General features: G+C 70.8%; 13 protein-coding genes. 4 read left to right on the top strand and 9 right to left on the bottom strand.

Annotation, left to right across the window (positions count from 1 at the left end):
• Positions 1-11: 11 nt before the first annotated feature.
• From CFK39_RS05955 to CFK39_RS05920, 8 genes are read right to left on the bottom strand one after another with little or no spacing between them, the layout of a single operon-like run.
• Entirely contained in the window at positions 12-704 is a 693-nt protein-coding gene (locus CFK39_RS05955) for an anthranilate synthase component II (RefSeq protein WP_089064691.1), read from the bottom strand.
• Positions 697-2,865 (bottom strand): Stk1 family PASTA domain-containing Ser/Thr kinase, encoded by a 2,169-nt coding sequence (gene pknB / locus CFK39_RS05950; RefSeq protein ID WP_089064690.1) that lies wholly within the window; start codon positions 2,863-2,865, stop codon positions 697-699. Before pknB ends, CFK39_RS05955 begins: the two co-directional genes overlap by 8 nt.
• On the bottom strand, positions 2,862-4,460 hold the full coding sequence (locus tag CFK39_RS05945; protein WP_089064689.1) for a serine/threonine-protein kinase: 1,599 nt from the start codon (positions 4,458-4,460) through the stop codon (positions 2,862-2,864). Before CFK39_RS05945 ends, pknB begins: the two co-directional genes overlap by 4 nt.
• On the bottom strand, positions 4,457-5,902 hold the full coding sequence (locus CFK39_RS05940) for a peptidoglycan D,D-transpeptidase FtsI family protein (protein ID WP_089064688.1): 1,446 nt from the start codon (positions 5,900-5,902) through the stop codon (positions 4,457-4,459). The genes CFK39_RS05945 and CFK39_RS05940 overlap by 4 nt, the downstream gene beginning before the upstream one ends.
• Entirely contained in the window at positions 5,899-7,290 is a 1,392-nt protein-coding gene (locus CFK39_RS05935) for an FtsW/RodA/SpoVE family cell cycle protein (protein ID WP_089064687.1), read from the bottom strand. Before CFK39_RS05935 ends, CFK39_RS05940 begins: the two co-directional genes overlap by 4 nt.
• A complete protein-coding gene (locus CFK39_RS05930; RefSeq protein ID WP_089064686.1) occupies positions 7,290-8,681 on the bottom strand; it encodes a Stp1/IreP family PP2C-type Ser/Thr phosphatase in 1,392 nt (463 codons plus the stop codon). The genes CFK39_RS05935 and CFK39_RS05930 overlap by 1 nt, the downstream gene beginning before the upstream one ends.
• The gene (locus CFK39_RS05925) at positions 8,678-9,199 is read right to left on the bottom strand and encodes an FHA domain-containing protein FhaB/FipA (protein WP_089064685.1); all 522 of its coding nucleotides are present in this window, start codon (positions 9,197-9,199) and stop codon (positions 8,678-8,680) included. The genes CFK39_RS05930 and CFK39_RS05925 overlap by 4 nt, the downstream gene beginning before the upstream one ends.
• Before the next feature lie 7 nt (positions 9,200-9,206).
• Positions 9,207-9,920, bottom strand: coding sequence for an FhaA domain-containing protein (locus CFK39_RS05920; protein WP_089064684.1), 714 nt, complete (start codon positions 9,918-9,920; stop codon positions 9,207-9,209).
• 226 nt (positions 9,921-10,146) lie between these two features.
• Here CFK39_RS05920 and CFK39_RS05915 point away from each other — a divergent pair, with 226 nt between their 5' ends.
• Together CFK39_RS05915 and CFK39_RS05910 are read left to right on the top strand one after the other, a co-directional pair.
• The gene (locus tag CFK39_RS05915) at positions 10,147-11,007 is read left to right on the top strand and encodes a serine hydrolase domain-containing protein (RefSeq protein ID WP_157697081.1); all 861 of its coding nucleotides are present in this window, start codon (positions 10,147-10,149) and stop codon (positions 11,005-11,007) included.
• Positions 11,004-11,813: a serine hydrolase domain-containing protein gene (locus tag CFK39_RS05910; RefSeq protein ID WP_089064683.1), complete on the top strand. Its 810-nt coding sequence runs from the start codon at positions 11,004-11,006 to the stop codon at positions 11,811-11,813. The genes CFK39_RS05915 and CFK39_RS05910 overlap by 4 nt, the downstream gene beginning before the upstream one ends.
• A 301-nt stretch (positions 11,814-12,114) precedes the next feature.
• On the opposite strand, the gene folP is transcribed toward CFK39_RS05910, so the two are convergent.
• Complete coding sequence (folP, locus tag CFK39_RS05905; protein ID WP_089064682.1) at positions 12,115-13,089, bottom strand: dihydropteroate synthase; 975 nt, start codon at positions 13,087-13,089, stop codon at positions 12,115-12,117.
• Between the two features lie 146 nt (positions 13,090-13,235).
• Here folP and CFK39_RS05900 point away from each other — a divergent pair, with 146 nt between their 5' ends.
• Positions 13,236-14,384, top strand: coding sequence for an NAD-dependent epimerase/dehydratase family protein (locus tag CFK39_RS05900; protein WP_089064681.1), 1,149 nt, complete (start codon positions 13,236-13,238; stop codon positions 14,382-14,384).
• A 10-nt stretch (positions 14,385-14,394) separates the two neighbouring features.
• Positions 14,395-15,513, top strand: a complete 1,119-nt coding sequence (locus CFK39_RS05895; RefSeq protein WP_089064680.1) for a glycosyltransferase family 4 protein — start codon at positions 14,395-14,397, stop codon at positions 15,511-15,513.
• Positions 15,514-15,544: the final 31 nt, after the last annotated feature.

Here is a 15,544-nt window from a genome sequence, read left to right as displayed (position 1 = left end):
GGGAGACGAGATCAGCCGGCGGTCATCAGGGGCTCGAGCCCGGCTGCGCGCTCGATCGCATCGCGGCCGTCGCACAGCTGCAGGAAGCGGGCCAGCATCAGGTGCCCGTTCTCGGTGAGCACCGACTCCGGATGGAACTGGACCCCGTGCAGCGGCAGCTCGCGATGCGCCAGCCCCATCACCATGCCGTCGGCCGTGCGGGCGGTCACCTCGAGCTGCGCGGGGATCGTCTCCGGCACCACGGTCAGCGAGTGATAGCGGGTGGCGGTCATCGGGGACGGCGCTCCGGCGAACACGCTCGTGCCCTGGTGGGTGAGCTCGCTGGTGCGTCCGTGCATCAGCTGCGGGGCATGATCCACGGTGGCGCCGAAGTACTGCCCCAGCGCCTGATGGCCCAGGCACACGCCCAGCATCGGCAGCTCACGTGCGGCGCAGGCGCCGATGACCTCGAGGGAGCGGCCGGCGGTGGTGGGATTGCCCGGGCCGGGGGAGATCAGCACGCCGTCGAATCCGGAGAGGTCCACCTCGCCCCCAGGGGTCGCCGGCACCTCGTCGTTGCGGACCACGACCGTCTCGGCGCCCAGCTGCTGCAGGTAGCCGACGATCGTGAAGACGAAGCTGTCGTAGTTGTCGACCACCAGGATCCGCGCGGCCGGGGACTCCGCGGCGATCTCGGCGCCACCTCCCGGTGTGCCCTCAGCCATTCCCGTCTCCCTTCCCGGCGTTGTTCTCACCAGTGCCCGGCTCGTCGCTCGGCGGGTCGGCGGACGGATCGTCGTCCTCGGTCGGCGAGGCGGACTCCGACTCCGAGGGAGTCTCCTTCGGCTTGTCGCTGGGCTTCTCGCTGGGCTCTTCGGTGGGGGTCGCCTTCGGCCCGGAGGAGACCACGATCGTGATCGTGGAGCTCCGGTCGACCTGTTCGTTCGCGCCGGGCTCGGTGCGGATCACCCGGCCCTTCTCGACACTGTCCGAATGCTCATCGGTGTCGGTGTGGCCGAAGCCCGCATCACCGAGAGTCTTCTGGGCATCCGCAAGCGGCTGCCCGGTCACGTTGGGAACGGAGACGGGGCCCTCGGGCGCTGCGACGACCAGCTGGATCGTGGCACCGATCGTCTCGGACTTCCCGCCCGGGGGCGTCTGCTCGAGCACCGTGCCCGGGGCGTGCTCGCCGTCCGGGCGCTCGGTGCTCTCGACCTCGAACCCGATGCTCTTGAGGATCTCGGTGGCCTTGTCGAGGTCGGTCCCGACCAGATCCGGCACCGGGTAGCTGCCGGTCGCGTCCCAGAACTGGACTTCGCTGCCGCGCTGGGCGGAACTGCCGGCCGACGGGTTCGTGCGAGTGACGATCCCGCGCTCGGTCTTCTGCTTGTCCTCGCTGTCGACGTGCTTGGGGACGAATCCGGCGTCCTCGAGCAGCTTCTCCGCCTCATCGCGGGGTTTGTCCGTGACGTCGGGGACATCGACCGCCTCCGGACCGGTGGAGACGGTCACCTCGACGGTGGAGCCGACGGCGACGTCCTCCCCTTCCCCGGGCTCGGCGGAGATGACGGTCCCCGCCTCGACCTCCATGGACTCCGCCTGGACGAAATCGCCCTTCAGCCCGGCATCGTCCAGGAGCGCGCCGGCGTCCTCCTCGGTCTCTCCCACGATCGACGGCACGGCGACCGTCTCGGGGCCCTGGTCCCAGGGCTGGAGGACGGCGAGGGCCGCAGCGACCAGCCCGAGCACCGCGAGGACCACCAGGATGATCAGCCACCAGGGCTTGCGGCGATCCTCGTTCTCCTCGACCGTCTCGGGCTCGTCGATCGTGTGCAGGGCGAGGGGGCCCGTGCTGGGCGTCGGGGCGGAGACCCCGTTCCAGCTCTGGGCGCGCAGCCCGCCGGCGGTCGCGGCACCGACCGCGCTCATGGCCGGCAGCGCCTCGGTGGCATCGTCGACCGGGCCGAGCACGGTGGTGGCCGCGGCGTCATCGCCCGTCGGGACGGCGCCCCCCACCAGGGCCGGGGCCCGCCCGGACACCACTGCAGCGATATCGCGCGAGAAGGCGACCGCGCTCGGGTAGCGCTGCTCGCGATCCTTGGTCAGGCCGGTGAGGATCACGGCGTCCAGGGCCGGGGTGATCGCCGGGTTGTAGGCCGAGGGCGGATGCGGCTCCTCGCGCACGTGCTGGTAGGCGATCGAGACCGGGGTGTCGCCGGTGAACGGGGGACGCCCGGTCAGCATCTCGAACATCACGCAGGCGGCGGAGTAGATATCGGAGCGGGCGTCGACGAGCTGGCCGCGGGCCTGCTCGGGGGAGAGGTACTGGGCGGTGCCCATCACGGCTTGGGTCGCGGTCATCGCACTGGTGGCATCGGCGATCGCACGGGCGATGCCGAAGTCCATCACCTTCACCGCGCCGGCCTCGTTGATCATGATGTTGCCGGGCTTGATGTCCCGGTGCACGATCCCGGCGCGGTGGGAGTACTCCAGGGCGCTCAGCAGCGCCGCCATGATCTCGCCGGCCTGCGCGGCGGGCATCGGATGCTCGGGGTCGATGTACTCGCGCAGGGTCTTGCCCTGGACGTACTCCATCACGATGTAGGGGATGGTGACTTCCGCCCCGGTGATGGTGGTCTGCTGCTCCTCGCCGGTGTCGTACACGGCGACGATCGAGGGATGGTTCAGGGAGGCGGCGCTGTGCGCCTCACGACGGAACCGCTCCTGGAAGCTGGAGTCCCGGGCCAGGTCGGAGCGCAGCACCTTGACGGCGACGGTGCGATGCAGCCGGGTGTCCTCCGCGAGGAACACCTCCGCCATACCGCCGGTGCCGAGGATCCGTCCCAGACGGTAGCGCCCGCCCAGGACCACGTTCTCTTCGCTCACTCCACACCTGTCCTCGTGCCGTGGTCGACACCGACCGATCCGACCATCGTAGTTGCTGAGACCGGGTCGGCTGAGGCGACGTGAGCCATCTCCGCACCGCCCGGTGTCCCCAGCGCGTCCATCGCCCCCAGCGGGAGCAGGCCGAGCCCGCCCGCGATCGCCGCGATGATCGCGAGGATCACCAGGACCACCAGGACCAGTCCCGGGAACGACATGCCCGCGAGCTTCCGGCCGGTGGTGGAGGTGCCGCGCACCGTCCGCGAGGAGGTGGGGGTGTCGACATCGTCGAAGGCGCCGGTCCGACGCGACGCCGCAGGCCGGTCGGCCCCGGCACCGGTCGCTCCCGCGCCTTTGCGGGGCCCCGCCGACGGAGAGGACGCCGACCGGCCGGAGTTCGCTGAGTTTGCCGAGTTCGCCGATCGTGCCGAGCTCGCCGACAGCGCTGAGCTCGCCGACAGCGCGGAGTTCGCCGACCGGGTCGGGCGGGCGGCGCGGCGCGGCGCGGAACCGGCGGAGGCGGCCGACAGCGCCGACGGTCCCGAGGTGCCCGAACGGTGCCGGATCCCGCGACCGCGACCGGACAGCGGCAACGGCATCGCGGCCGTGCGGGTCCCCGTGGGCGAGGCCCCGGGGCGATGGCCGTCGGATGAGGCCGGGGAGGCACCGGAGCTCTCCGCCGCAGATCCGGGCCGGACCTGGTTCTCCCCGGTCCAGTCATGGTCGGCAACCTTGGTCACCGGGATCGCGCCGGTGCTGAAGCGCGGCTCGACGCCGCGCTGGACCGCCTCAAGGATCCGGGACACCGCGGCCGCGGAGCGGGGACGATTCGCCGGGGCCTTGGCGAGCATCATCATCATCAGCCGCCGCAGATCCGCCGAGATCATCTCGGGCAGCGCCGGAGGCTGCTGCTTGACCTGCGCCATCGCGATCTCGACCTGGCTGGAGCCGGTGAAGGGCCGGCGACCCACCAGCATCTCGTAGCCCACGATGCCCAGCGCATAGATATCCGAGAGCGAGGTGGCCTGCTTGCCCATCGCCTGCTCCGGGGAGAGGTACTGGGCGGTGCCCATCACCAGGCCGGTCTTGGTCAGCCGGGCCTGGTCCTTGCTGCGGGCGATCCCGAAGTCGGTGATCTTCATGGACCAGTCGTTCTTCTCGTCGACCAGCACGTTCTCGGGCTTCACATCGCGGTGGACCACGCCCTTGGAATGGGCGGCATCCAGCGCTCGGGCGAGCTCGATGAGCAGCGAGACCACGCGCTTCTCCGGCAGCCCGCCGGAATTCTCCTCGATGATCTCCGAGAGCGGGCGGCCCGGGCACAGCTCCATGACGATGTAGGCGCGGCCGTCGAGCTCGCCGTAGTCGTACAGCGCGGCGATGCCGTCGTGCGAGAGGGCGGCGGTATGGCGGGCCTCGGCGCGGAAGCGCTTGAGGAAGCCGTCGTCGCCGGCGTACTCCTCTCGCAGCACCTTGATCGCGACCTCGCGATCGAGTTCTCGATCGCGACCCTTCCAGACCTGCCCCATCCCGCCGGTGGCGATCAGGGACGTCAGTTCGTAGCGTCCTTCGAGCACGAGCCCCGGTTCGGTCTTCATGGCCGGATCACCGCCTCCATCACGTCCTGGGCGATCGGCGCCGCGGTGCGCGAGCCGTATCCGCCTTCCTCGACCACGACCGCCACGGCGATCTTCTGGTCTCCCTGCTGTGCATATCCCACGAACCAGGAGTGGGCCTGGCGGCCCTCGCCCCACTCCGCGGTTCCGGTCTTGCCGCCCACCTCGACGCCGTCGATCGCCGCCGCGGTGCCGGTGCCGTCCTCGACCACGCCCACCATCATCTGGCGCATCTGGGCGGCGTTCGCGGCGGTCAGCGGCTGTCCCAGCTCCTTCGGCGTGAGGGCGGCGACCGTGGTCAGGTCGCTCGTGCGCACCGCCTTGACCAGCTGCGGCTGCATGACCACCCCGTCGTTCGCGAACGTCCCGGCCACCATCGCCATCTGCAGCGGCGTCACCCGGGTCTCGTACTGCCCGATCGAGGTGGTCGCGAGCTGGGAGTCGTCCAGATCCTCGCCGATCCTCGAGGGGGTCACCGACAGCGGGATCTCCAGCCGCTGCCCGAAGCCGAAGCCCTCGGCGGTCTCGCGCAGCTGCTCCTCGCCCAGATCCACGCCGAGCATCGCGAAGGAGGTGTTGCAGGACTGACGCAGCGCATCGGCCAGGGTCGAGGTGTCGTCGGGCCCGCAGGCCTCGGTGCCGCCGCCGGCGTGGTTGTTCATCACGGCGGTGGAGTTCGGCAGCTCCCAGGTGCCCGGTCCGGGGATCTCCGTCTCAGCGGTATAGCTGCCGGACTCGAGGGCGGAGGCGGCGACCACGAGCTTGAACGCGGAGCCGGGCGGGTAGAGATCCCCGCCGATCGCCCGGTTGGCCAGCGGCCGCTCCGGGTCCTCGTTGAGCTCCTGCCACGCCGTGCGCACGGACGCCCGGTCATGGGAGGCGAGCTGGTTGGGGTCATAGCTGGGGGCGGAGACCATAGCCAGCACGGCTCCGGTCTCCGGGTCCAGGGCGACCACCGCACCGCGGCGTCCGTCCAGCGCGTTCCAGGCGGCCTCCTGGGCCGCGGAGTCGAGGGTGAGCTCGACGGTCGCCCCCCGTCCCTGCCGACCGGAGAGGATGTCGGAGATGCGGTGGTAGAACAGCGCATCGGCCTCGCCGGAGAGGGTGTCGTTCAGCGACCGCTCGATGCCGGTGAAGCCGTACACCACCGAGTAGTACCCGGTCACCGGGGCGTACATGGCGCCGGGGTCGTAGGTGCGCAGGTAGCCGTAGGTGTCGTCCGAGGACTGCGAGACCGCGATCGGATGCCCGTCCACCACGATCGGGCCGCGATGGCGCCCGTACTCGTTGTAGAGGGTGCGGTCGTTCTGCCCGTGGGCGTTGAGCCGATCCTTGGCGATCACCTGGAAATAGGTGGTCGAGGTGAACAGCAGCACGAACAGCACGCTGATCACGAGCCAGACATGGCGCAGCGGCCGGTTCATGCGCCCACCTCCTGGGCGGGGCGCGGCGCAGCGGCCGACCCTGTGCCCGGGACCTGCCGGGCGGCGGGCCGACGGGCCGCGTCGGACAGGCGCACCAGGATGCCCGCGATGATCCAGTTGCACACCAGGGAGCTGCCGCCGGCGGCCAGGAAGGGGAGGGTGAGGCCGGTCAGCGGGATCACCCGGGTGACCCCGCCGACGACCACGAAGACCTGCAGCGCCATCACGAAGCCGAGACCGCCCGCGAGCAGGGTGCCGAAGCCGTCGGAGATGCCGACGGCGGCGCGCAGCGCCCGCTGCACCAGCAGCAGGTACAGCAGCAGCAGGGCGAAGGCCCCGACCATCCCGAGCTCCTCCGCGAAGGAGGCGAAGATGAAGTCGGACTCGGCATGGGGGACCACGTCGGGCCGCCCCTCCCCGAGGCCGGCGCCGGTGATGCCGCCGTTGGAGAGGCCGAACAGGCCCTGGGCGATCTGCTCGCAGGTGGAGTAGTTCGCGCTCGAGAGCGGATCCAGCCAGCAGGTGAGGCGGGTGCGGACGTGGCTCATCTGGGTGGCGGCGAAGATCGCCGGGGGCAGGAACATCACGGCCCCGATCACCAGCCAGCTCAGCCGGTCCGTGGCCACGTACAGCATCGCGACGAACAGGCCGAAGAACATCAGCGAGGTGCCGAGATCGGTCTGGAAGACCAGCACCGCCATCGCGAAGCCCCAGGCCACCAGGATCGGGCCGAAGTCGGACCAGCGCGGCAGGTGGATGCCCAGCACCTTCGGGCCGGCGAGGGCGAGCGTGTCCCGGCGGGAGACCAGGTAGCCGGCGAAGAAGATCGCGAAGGCGATCTTCGCCAGCTCGGCGGGCTGGAAGCTGTAGCCCGCGAGATCGATCCAGATCTTCGAGCCGTTGCGGGCCGAACCGATCACCGGCGCGAGCGGCAGCAGCAGCAGCACCGCACCGGCGACGGCGCTGATCCAGGTGAAGCGGCGCAGGCGGCGGTGGTCCCGCAGCATCACCAGCACCGCGACGCACAGCAGCACGCCGAGCACCGCCCACAGCATCTGCCGGTCCGCGCTCGCCGAGCTGCGGATCCCGAAGATCTGGTTCGCGGAGTGGACGGACTCGATCATCGCGATGCCCAGCAGGTTCAGCAGCACCACCAGCGGCAGGATCACGGGATCCGCGTAGGGGGCCCGCCACATCACCGCGATCTGCAGCACGAGCGCGAGCACAGCGGCACCGACCCCGTACGCCAGCAGGTTCTCCGGCAGCTCATGGAACCGGCCGAGCCCCACCAGGGCGTAGGCGCCCACACCGGTGACCACCGCGAACGACAGCAGCAGCGCCTGGGTGAGCCTGCGCGGCCGCGCGGTGTACGACACGATCGTGGCCACTACGTCCCCTCACCCGCAGCGGGGGACTGCATCGCGCCGTCGGTGCTGGAGGGCAGCGGGCTCGCCTCCTCGGCGGCGCTCTCCTCGACGGCGGTCTCCTGACTGGTGTCACCGCCCGCATCGGACGCCCCGCCGCCGTCGGACGGCGCGGGGGTGACCACGGGTAGGGGCCGGTTCGAGATCGCGACCTGCTCGAGCCGGTCGATGATCTGCTCGGCACCAGCCCGGTCGGAGGCCGTGATCGTGTTCCGGACCTGCTGGCGCGTCACCTCGGGCAGGTCCTCGAGGGCGATATCGGTGACCTCCACCGGCTCGGACATCGAGATCGGTCCCAGATCCTGGGTCAGGCCCTGGTAGAGCACCACATTGGTGCCATCGGTGCCGACATAGAACTGTCGCTGCGACCAGGCGTAGCCGGCCCACAGCGCACCGCCGAGCAGCGCGAGCAGGAGCATCAGCGCGACCAGCGCCGGCCAGGGGCTGCGACGCGGGGGCTCCTCCGCGGAGAAGTCCTCGTCCTCGTAGGGGGCCTCCGGCTCCTCACGGGTGAGCGCGGCCGCCTTCGCGGCGGGCCCGGAGGCGGCGGTGGGGGCATGGCGGTTGCGTGCCGCGGAGCCGACGATCTGCGGGCTGGTGGAGGGGGCCTCCTCACCGCGGGGCAGCTTCTCGAGATCCACCACGTCGGCGACGATGCAGGTGATGTTGTCCGGGCCGCCGCCCTTGAGGGCGAGCTGGATCAGCTCCTCGGCGCACTCTCCGGGATCCTCGAAGCCCGTCAGGGCGGAGTCGATGGTGTCCAGGGAGACCAGGCCCGACAGCCCGTCGGAGCAGAGCATCCAGCGATCGCCGGGGTGGGCCGGTCGCAGGGAGAGATCCAGCTCGGGGTCGGCGTCGACGTCACCGAGGACGCGCATCAGCACGGAGCGCTGGGGGTGGCGCTCGGCTTCCTCCTCGGTGAGGCGGCCCTCGTCCAGCAGACGCTGGACGAAGGTGTGGTCCTTGGTGACCTGGGTGGTCTCGCCGCCGCGGAGCAGATAGGCACGGGAGTCGCCGATATGGGCGAGGGCGAACTTGCCCTCGGCCCGCAGCATGGCGGTGATCGTGGTGCCCAGGCCGCGCAGCTGCGGCTCGTCGCGGGCCCGGCGCAGGATCTCCTGATTGGCCTCGAGCACGCTCTCCTCGAGGGTGGCCACGATGTCGGAGGCCGGGGTCTCGGAGTCCAGCTGGGCCAGGTGGCCGATCGCGACGGAGGAGGCGACGTCGCCGCCGGCGTGCCCGCCCATCCCGTCGGCCACCACCAGCAGGTGGCTGCCGGCATAGGCGGAGTCCTGGTTGTTGGACCGCACGAGGCCGACGTCGGAGCGGGCGGCATACCGCAGGGCGATGCTCATCGCGGACCTCGTCTCAGTTCGATCTCGGTGCGGCCGATCCGCACCTGGGCCCCGGGACGGAACGGGACGGAGCCCTCGATCCGCTTGCCCGACACCAGGGTGCCGTTGGTCGAGCCCAGATCCTCCACCATCCACTCGCCCTCGCGCTGGAACACGCGGGCGTGGCGGTTGGAGGCGTAGTCGTCGTCGAGCACCAGGGTGCACTCCGGGGCGCGCCCGATCAGGATCGGGGTCGAGCCCAGGGACAGGGAGGTCCCGCGCAACGGCCCGGCGGTGACCACCATCGCCGCCTGGGTGACCTCGGGATCCGTGCGCAGCTGCGCCGGATCGACGTCGGGGGAGGACCCGCTGAGCGGGCCCGAGGCGGGGCGCTGCTCCCGGCGCGGGTCGCGGCTGGAGCGGGTGACCACGGTGGTGCCGAAGAGGTCGTTGCGCAGCACCAGCATCACGACGATCACGAAGATCCACAGCGCCAGCACGAAGCCGAGGCGCAGCGCGACCAGGGTCAGTTCGCTCATCGGGGGCTCACCAGTCGGCCGGACCGGCGGTGGGGAGCAGCACGGTCAGCCGGGTGCGGCCGATCTTCAGCAGCGAGCGGTCCTGCAGGGCCACCGGGGTGCGGATCCGCTCCCCGTCGACGAAGGTGCCGTTGGTGGAGCCGAGATCGGTGGCGACCAGGGTCGAATCGGCGTCGGTGCGCAGCTCGAGATGGTGGCGGGAGACCCCGGTGTCCTCGAGGATGATGTCGGCGTCGCCGCCGCGACCGATCACGGTGACCGGGCCGGTCAGCAGGTACTGCTGGCCGTCGATCTCGACGATCGGGCTGCCGCCGGAGCCGGCCTGGGCGGCGCCGGTCGCCGGGGCGACGCTGCCGCGCTCGGTGCGGGACTCGGTCTCGAACCGGCCCACCCGCACCTCGTCATCGCGTTCGAGGGTCACCGTGACACCGCCGACGAACATGTACCGCTGCTTGTCCGCATGCTCCGTCACCACCCGCTGGAGCTCGTCGAGCAGGGTGTCCTGCCAGGAGCTGAAACGGTCGTAGTCCTGGGAGTGGAGGTAGATCGCGAAGATGTTCGGGGCCAGGGTCCGCGTGCGGTCGAGCACCTGGATCTGATCGTCGCACTCGCGCTTGAGCCCCTGTGCGAGGTCGAGCGGCTTCAGCTGGCCGCGACGGCCTGAGAAGACGCTCGTCACGCCGCGATCGAGGCCGCGCTCGATCCGATCCAAGATCCCCACGGTGGTCCTTCGCTCTCGCTGTGGCTGACAGGTGCGGCGGGCCGTCGGCCGACCCCGCCGATCAGTACCGATCAGTGGCGTGCGGCGCGGCTGCTCGCCCACTGATCGTATCGCGAGAGCAGGTCGATACCGATACCGCCGAGCGGGGAGGCGGCGAGGGATTCGTGCAGGCCTCGTGAAGAGGCGGGCGCTCCGGGACGGAGGACCCGTATGCGATATTGAGGGCGTGGAGACCGACAGAGCGCCCGAGATCCCCGTCGACGTGGACTTCGCCCATGCACTGGGGGTGACGGATGCGGAGACCACCCTGCACACCCAGGGCGAACAGACCAGGGTGTGGGACCTCGCCAGCGTCTCCAAGCCCCTGACCGCGCTGGGCGTCCTGATCGCCGTGGACCGCGGCCTGGTCGACCTCGAGGAGCCCGCCGGGCCGGAGGGTGCGACGGTGCGACACCTGCTCGCCCATACCGCCGGCTACGCCTTCGACGGCGACGAGGTGGTGGGGGGCGTCGGGGCCCGCCGCATCTACTCCAACACCGGCTTCGAGGTGCTCGCCGCGCATGTCGAGGAGGCCACCGGCTTCGACTTCGTCGACTGGATGGAGCAGACCGTCGTCGCCGGCCTGGACCTCGTCGACCTCGAGGTGACGGGCTCCCCGGCCGCCGGCTACCGCGGCTCGCTCCGCGACCTGCTGACCTTCGGTCGCGAGCTGCTCGCGCCCACCCTGATCCCCGAGGAGCTCTGGCGCGAGGCGAGGACCGTCCAGTTCCCGGGACTGGCCGGGATCCTGCCCGGCTACGGGCGCCAGAAGCCCAACGACTGGGGGCTCGGATTCGAGATCCGCGACGGGAAGCAGCCGCACTGGACCGGTGCCGGCTCCTCCCCGGAGACCTTCGGGCACTTCGGCCAGTCCGGCTCCTTCCTCTGGGTGGACCCGGTGGCGGGGCTCGCCGCCGCATTCCTCGGCGAGCAGCCCTTCGGACCGGAGCACGTGCGCGTCTGGCCCGGCCTCACCGATGCGCTGCTGGAGCGCTTCGGCGACGCGGGGCACAGCAGCCGGGAGCACAGCAGCGGGGGCGCGCGGTGAGCTCACTGGACGTCCTGGAGGAGTTCGGGTTCGAGGCCGCCGCCATCGTGCTCGGCCCCGAGGGCGAGCGGGCGCGGCGCGGGGACGTCGACCTGGTCCGTCCCTGGCGCTCGGTCACCAAGACCTTCACCGGCTGCGGAGCGACCCTCGCCATCCAGGAGGGCCACGTGGATCTCGAGGACGCGGCGGGCCCGCCCGGGGCGACGCTGCGCCATCTGCTCTCCCATGCCTCGGGATACTTCTACGAGTCCGCGAACACGCTGCAGGCCCCGGGGCTGCGCCGCCACTACTCGAACTTCGGCATCGACGAAGCCGCCCGCCACGTGGAGCGGGGCATCGGAGGCGACTTCGGCGACTGGGTGCAGGAGCGGATCGCGCAGCCGCTGGGCATGACGGGGCTGGAGTGGAGCGGCTCGGCCTCCGTCGGCGCCCACGGCCCGCTCACCGACCTCGCGCTCTTCGCCGCCGAGCTGCTGCGGCCGACCCTGCTGGAGGCGCGATGGTCCGCGGAGATGACCTGCGTGCAGTTCCCCGAGCTGGTGGGCATCATGCCCGGCTTCGGCAAGCAGAGCCCCAACCCCTTCGGGCTGGGGATCGAGGTGCGCGGTACCAAGTCACCGCACTGGACCGGCGGCGACAACAGCCCGGCGACCGTCGGCCACTTCGGGATGCGCGGCACCGCCTTCTGGGTCGACCCCGAGGCCGACCTGGCGCTGGTGATCGGCACCTCGCACGACTTCTGCGACGCCCACCGCGAGGTCATGCCCCGCCTGGCCGATGCGGTGCTGGCCGAGCACGCCGGCTGAGCGGTGCCCGCCGCGGCTCGCCCAGCCCGGCCGCGCCCGCCGCGGGGTGCCACGATGAGAAAGGTTCCATTGACGTGGAACTTTCCTCGTCGTGGCGCGGGGGTCGCGCTGCGGCAGCGAGAAAGGTTCCACCAGGGCGGTACTTTTCTCGTCGTGGCGCCTGGCGACTGGCGCCTGGCGCCTGGCGCCTGGCGACTGGCGGCGGCGGGTGAGGCCAGGGGCGGCGGGCACGGCTGGGTGCGCCGGGCGCGGCTAGGCGCGGCCGGGCACGCCACGCCACGCCGCGGGGCGGCTCCGCAGCTCAGGCGTTGTGGACCAGTGGGCCGGTGGGTTCGCGCCAGCCGGCGAGCACCTCGAGCATCCGTACCAGGCGCACCGTGGCCTGCACGTCGTGGACCCGCAGCATCCTCGCGCCGTGCTGCACCGCCCAGGCCGCAGCGGCCAGGGACCCCTCCAGGCGCTCCTGCTTCTCCAGTCCCAGGGATTCGCCCACGAAGTCCTTGCGGCTCAGCGCTGCCAGCAGCGGCAGCCCGAAGCCCGCGAACTCGTCCAGGCCCCGCATCACCTCGAGGGTCTGCGGCGTGGACTTGTTCAGATCCGGGCCCGGGTCCAGCACGATCCGCTCCCGGGGGATCCCCGCGGAAAGGGCGCGGTAGAGCCGGGCGGCGAGGAAGTCCCGCACCTCGGCGACCACATCGTCGTACTGCGGGCGGGGGAGGGGGCGTCGCGGCTCGGCGGCCGAGTGGGTGAGGATCAGCGAGGCACCGGACTCGGCGACCGCACCTGCCATCTGCGGATCCGAGAGCCCGGTGGTGTCATTGATCAGGTCGGCGCCGGCCGCGATCGCGGCCCGGGCCACTGAGGCGTGGAAGGTGTCGACCGACAGCAGCACGCGGTCCGGCAGCTGTTCTCGCAGCGCGGCGAGGACCGGCGCCACCCGGTCGATCTCCTCCGACGCCGGCACCGGGTCGCCGGGGGCGAACTTCACACCGCCCACATCGATGAGGTCCGCGCCGTCGCCCGCGGCCGCGAGCCCGGCGGCGACCGCGGCCTCCAGGTCCCAGGTGCGGCCCTCGTCGAAGAAGGAGTCGCGGGTGCGGTTGACGATCGCCATCACCAGCACCCGGCGGGAGCTCTCCGGCAGCGGACGGGGCGTGCGCAGCGCACGCTCCGCCGAGGGCGCCTGAGCATCCAGCACGGGCTCGGGGGCGCGGGATACAGTGGATTCCGACCAGGGGGTCCGGCCTGCCGCACACTCGTCGTACACCTGGTTCACGATCCGTTCCTCCGCTGTTCAGGCCGGGTCCACGCCGCTTTGAGGCGTGTCCGGCCTGCACTACGTTATGAGCGGACCCGAACTTGCACAATCCGGCTGCGGCGGACCTCGCACGCCGGCACAGGACCTTAGGGAGAACTCACGAGATGAAGATCGTCGTCGCCGGCGGAGATGGATTCTGCGGCTGGCCCACTGCCCTGTACCTCTCGCAGAAGGGCCACGACGTCACGATCGTGGACAACCTGGTGCGTCGTGAGATCGACGAGGAGCTCGGCTCGAACTCGGTCACCCCGATCCTCGAGCTCGAGGAGCGGGTCGCGGTGTGGAAGGAGGTCTCCGGCAAGGACATCGCCGTGAAGATCGCCGACCTCACCGACTATGACGCCGTCTCCGCGATCTTCCAGGAGATTCAGCCGGAGTCCTTCGTGCACTTCGCCGAGCACCGCTCCGCGCCGTATTCGATGATCGACCGCGAGCACGCGATCGAGAACCACCGCAACAACGTCGAGGGCACCTTGAACGTGCTGTGGGCGATCAAGGACTTCGCCCCCGACTGCCACCTGGTCAAGCTCGGCACCATGGGCGAGTACGGCCAGCCGAACATCGACATCGAGGAGGGCTGGCTCGAGGTCGAGCACAAGGGCCGCAAGGACCGCCTGCCCTACCCCAAGCAGCCCGGCTCGTTCTACCACCTCACCAAGGTGCACGACAGCGACAACATCATGTTCGCCTGCAAGATCTGGGGCATCCGCGCGACCGATCTGAACCAGGGCGTGGTCTACGGGCTGGAGACCGACGAGACTCGCCGGGATCCGCGCCTGGTCAACCGCTTCGACTACGACGCCGTGTTCGGCACCGCGCTGAACCGCTTCATCGTCCAGGCGGCCATCGGCCACGACCTCACCGTCTACGGCAACGGCTCCCAGACCCGCGGCTACCTGGACATCCAGGACACCGTGCGCTGCATCGAGATCGCCTGCGAGAACCCCGCCGACGTCGGCGAGTTCCGCGTCTACAACCAGTTCACCGAGCAGTTCTCCGTCAAGGAGCTCGCCGAGAAGGTGCAGAAGGTCGCCCGCGACCTGGGCAACGACGTCGAGCTCGCGACCACCGAGAACCCGCGCGTGGAGAAGTACGACCACTACTACAACGCGGTCAACACCAACCTGCTGGACCTCGGCCTGCAGCCGCACCTGCTGACCGAAGAGCACCTCACGGAGGTCCTCAAGGTCGCGATGAACAACACCGATCGGGTCAAGCGCGAGCTGGTCCTGCCGACCGTCACCTGGAAGTGAGCTCGCACCCGTGAAGATCGCGATCGTCACGGAGACCTTCCTGCCGTCGGTCGACGGCGTGGTGACACGCCTGCGCCACGCCGTCGAGCGGTTCACCGACCTCGGGCACGAGGTCATGGTGATCGCCCCCGATCTCGGGGTCACGGAGCACCACGGGGCCCGGGTGGTGGGCATCAAGCCGGTGACCCTGCCGTTCTACAAGCACCGTCGCTTCACCCTGCCCAATCCCACCGTGGACGGGATCATCCGCGGCTTCCATCCGGATGTGGTCCACGCCGCCCAGCCGATCCTGCTGGCCTCCTCCGGGGCCTACGCCGCGCACCGCCAGCGGATCCCGCTGGTGGCCAGCTACCACACGCACATCCCCCGCTACCTGGACCTCTACCGCGCCTACCGCTGGGGGAAGCGGCCCGTGTGGTGGCAGATCAAGCGCAACCACGCCCTGGCCGACATCAACATCGCCACCTCCGAGACGATGAAGGCGGAGCTCGCGGAGAAGGGCATCGAGAACCTCCATGTGGTGCGCCGCGGGGTGGACACGCAGACCTTCCATCCCCGCTTCGCCTCGACGGCGATGCGCGAGCGCCTCACTCAGGGGCATCCGGAGAAGAAGCTGCTGGTGTTCGTGGGCCGCCTGGCCGCGGAGAAGGAGATCCATCGGCTGCGCCCGATGATGGAGCGCCGTGACGACGTGGCGCTCGCGATCGTGGGCGACGGGCCCTACCGGCGCGAGCTCGAGCAGCATTTCGCCGGCACCTCCACGCTGTTTCCCGGCTTCATGGGGGGCGAGGAGCTCGCGAGCGCCTTCGCCAGCGCTGACGCCTTCGTGTTCCCCTCGGTCACCGAGACGCTGGGGCTGGTGATCCTCGAGGGGATGGCCTCTGGGCTCCCGGTGGTCGCGGCCCGCTCGGGGCCGACGATGGAGCAGGTCACCGACGGGGTGAACGGGCTGATCTTCGACTCCGGGGACGAGGCGAGCCTGGACGCGGCGCTGACCCGGCTCGGGGACGGAGAGCTGCGCGGGCGCATCCGCGAGGCCGCGCGGGCCGAGGCCGAGAAGTTCTCCTGGGAGAACGCCTCGGATGACCTGCTGCGCTACTACGAGATGGCGATCGAGCAGCACGGCTGAGCTGTGCCCGTGCCCCCTCGGCGCGCTGCGG

Source organism: Brachybacterium avium (assembly GCF_002216795.1).
GTDB lineage: Bacteria > Actinomycetota > Actinomycetes > Actinomycetales > Dermabacteraceae > Brachybacterium > Brachybacterium avium.
The sequence above is the reverse complement of the archived record's forward strand: the minus strand, read 5'-3'. Positions and strand labels throughout refer to the sequence as shown.

What these genes read in the sequence shown, in the direction of transcription:
- CFK39_RS05955 (WP_089064691.1), bottom strand. Translation starts at nt 704, where the DNA reads ATGGCTGAGGGCACACCGGGAGGTGGCGCCGAGATCGCCGCGGAGTCC.
- CFK39_RS05945 (WP_089064689.1), bottom strand. Translation starts at nt 4,460, where the DNA reads ATGAAGACCGAACCGGGGCTCGTGCTCGAAGGACGCTACGAACTGACG.
- CFK39_RS05940 (WP_089064688.1), bottom strand. Translation starts at nt 5,902, where the DNA reads ATGAACCGGCCGCTGCGCCATGTCTGGCTCGTGATCAGCGTGCTGTTC.
- CFK39_RS05930 (WP_089064686.1), bottom strand. Translation starts at nt 8,681, where the DNA reads ATGAGCATCGCCCTGCGGTATGCCGCCCGCTCCGACGTCGGCCTCGTG.
- CFK39_RS05925 (WP_089064685.1), bottom strand. Translation starts at nt 9,199, where the DNA reads ATGAGCGAACTGACCCTGGTCGCGCTGCGCCTCGGCTTCGTGCTGGCG.
- CFK39_RS05900 (WP_089064681.1), top strand. Translation starts at nt 13,236, where the DNA reads ATGAAGATCGTCGTCGCCGGCGGAGATGGATTCTGCGGCTGGCCCACT.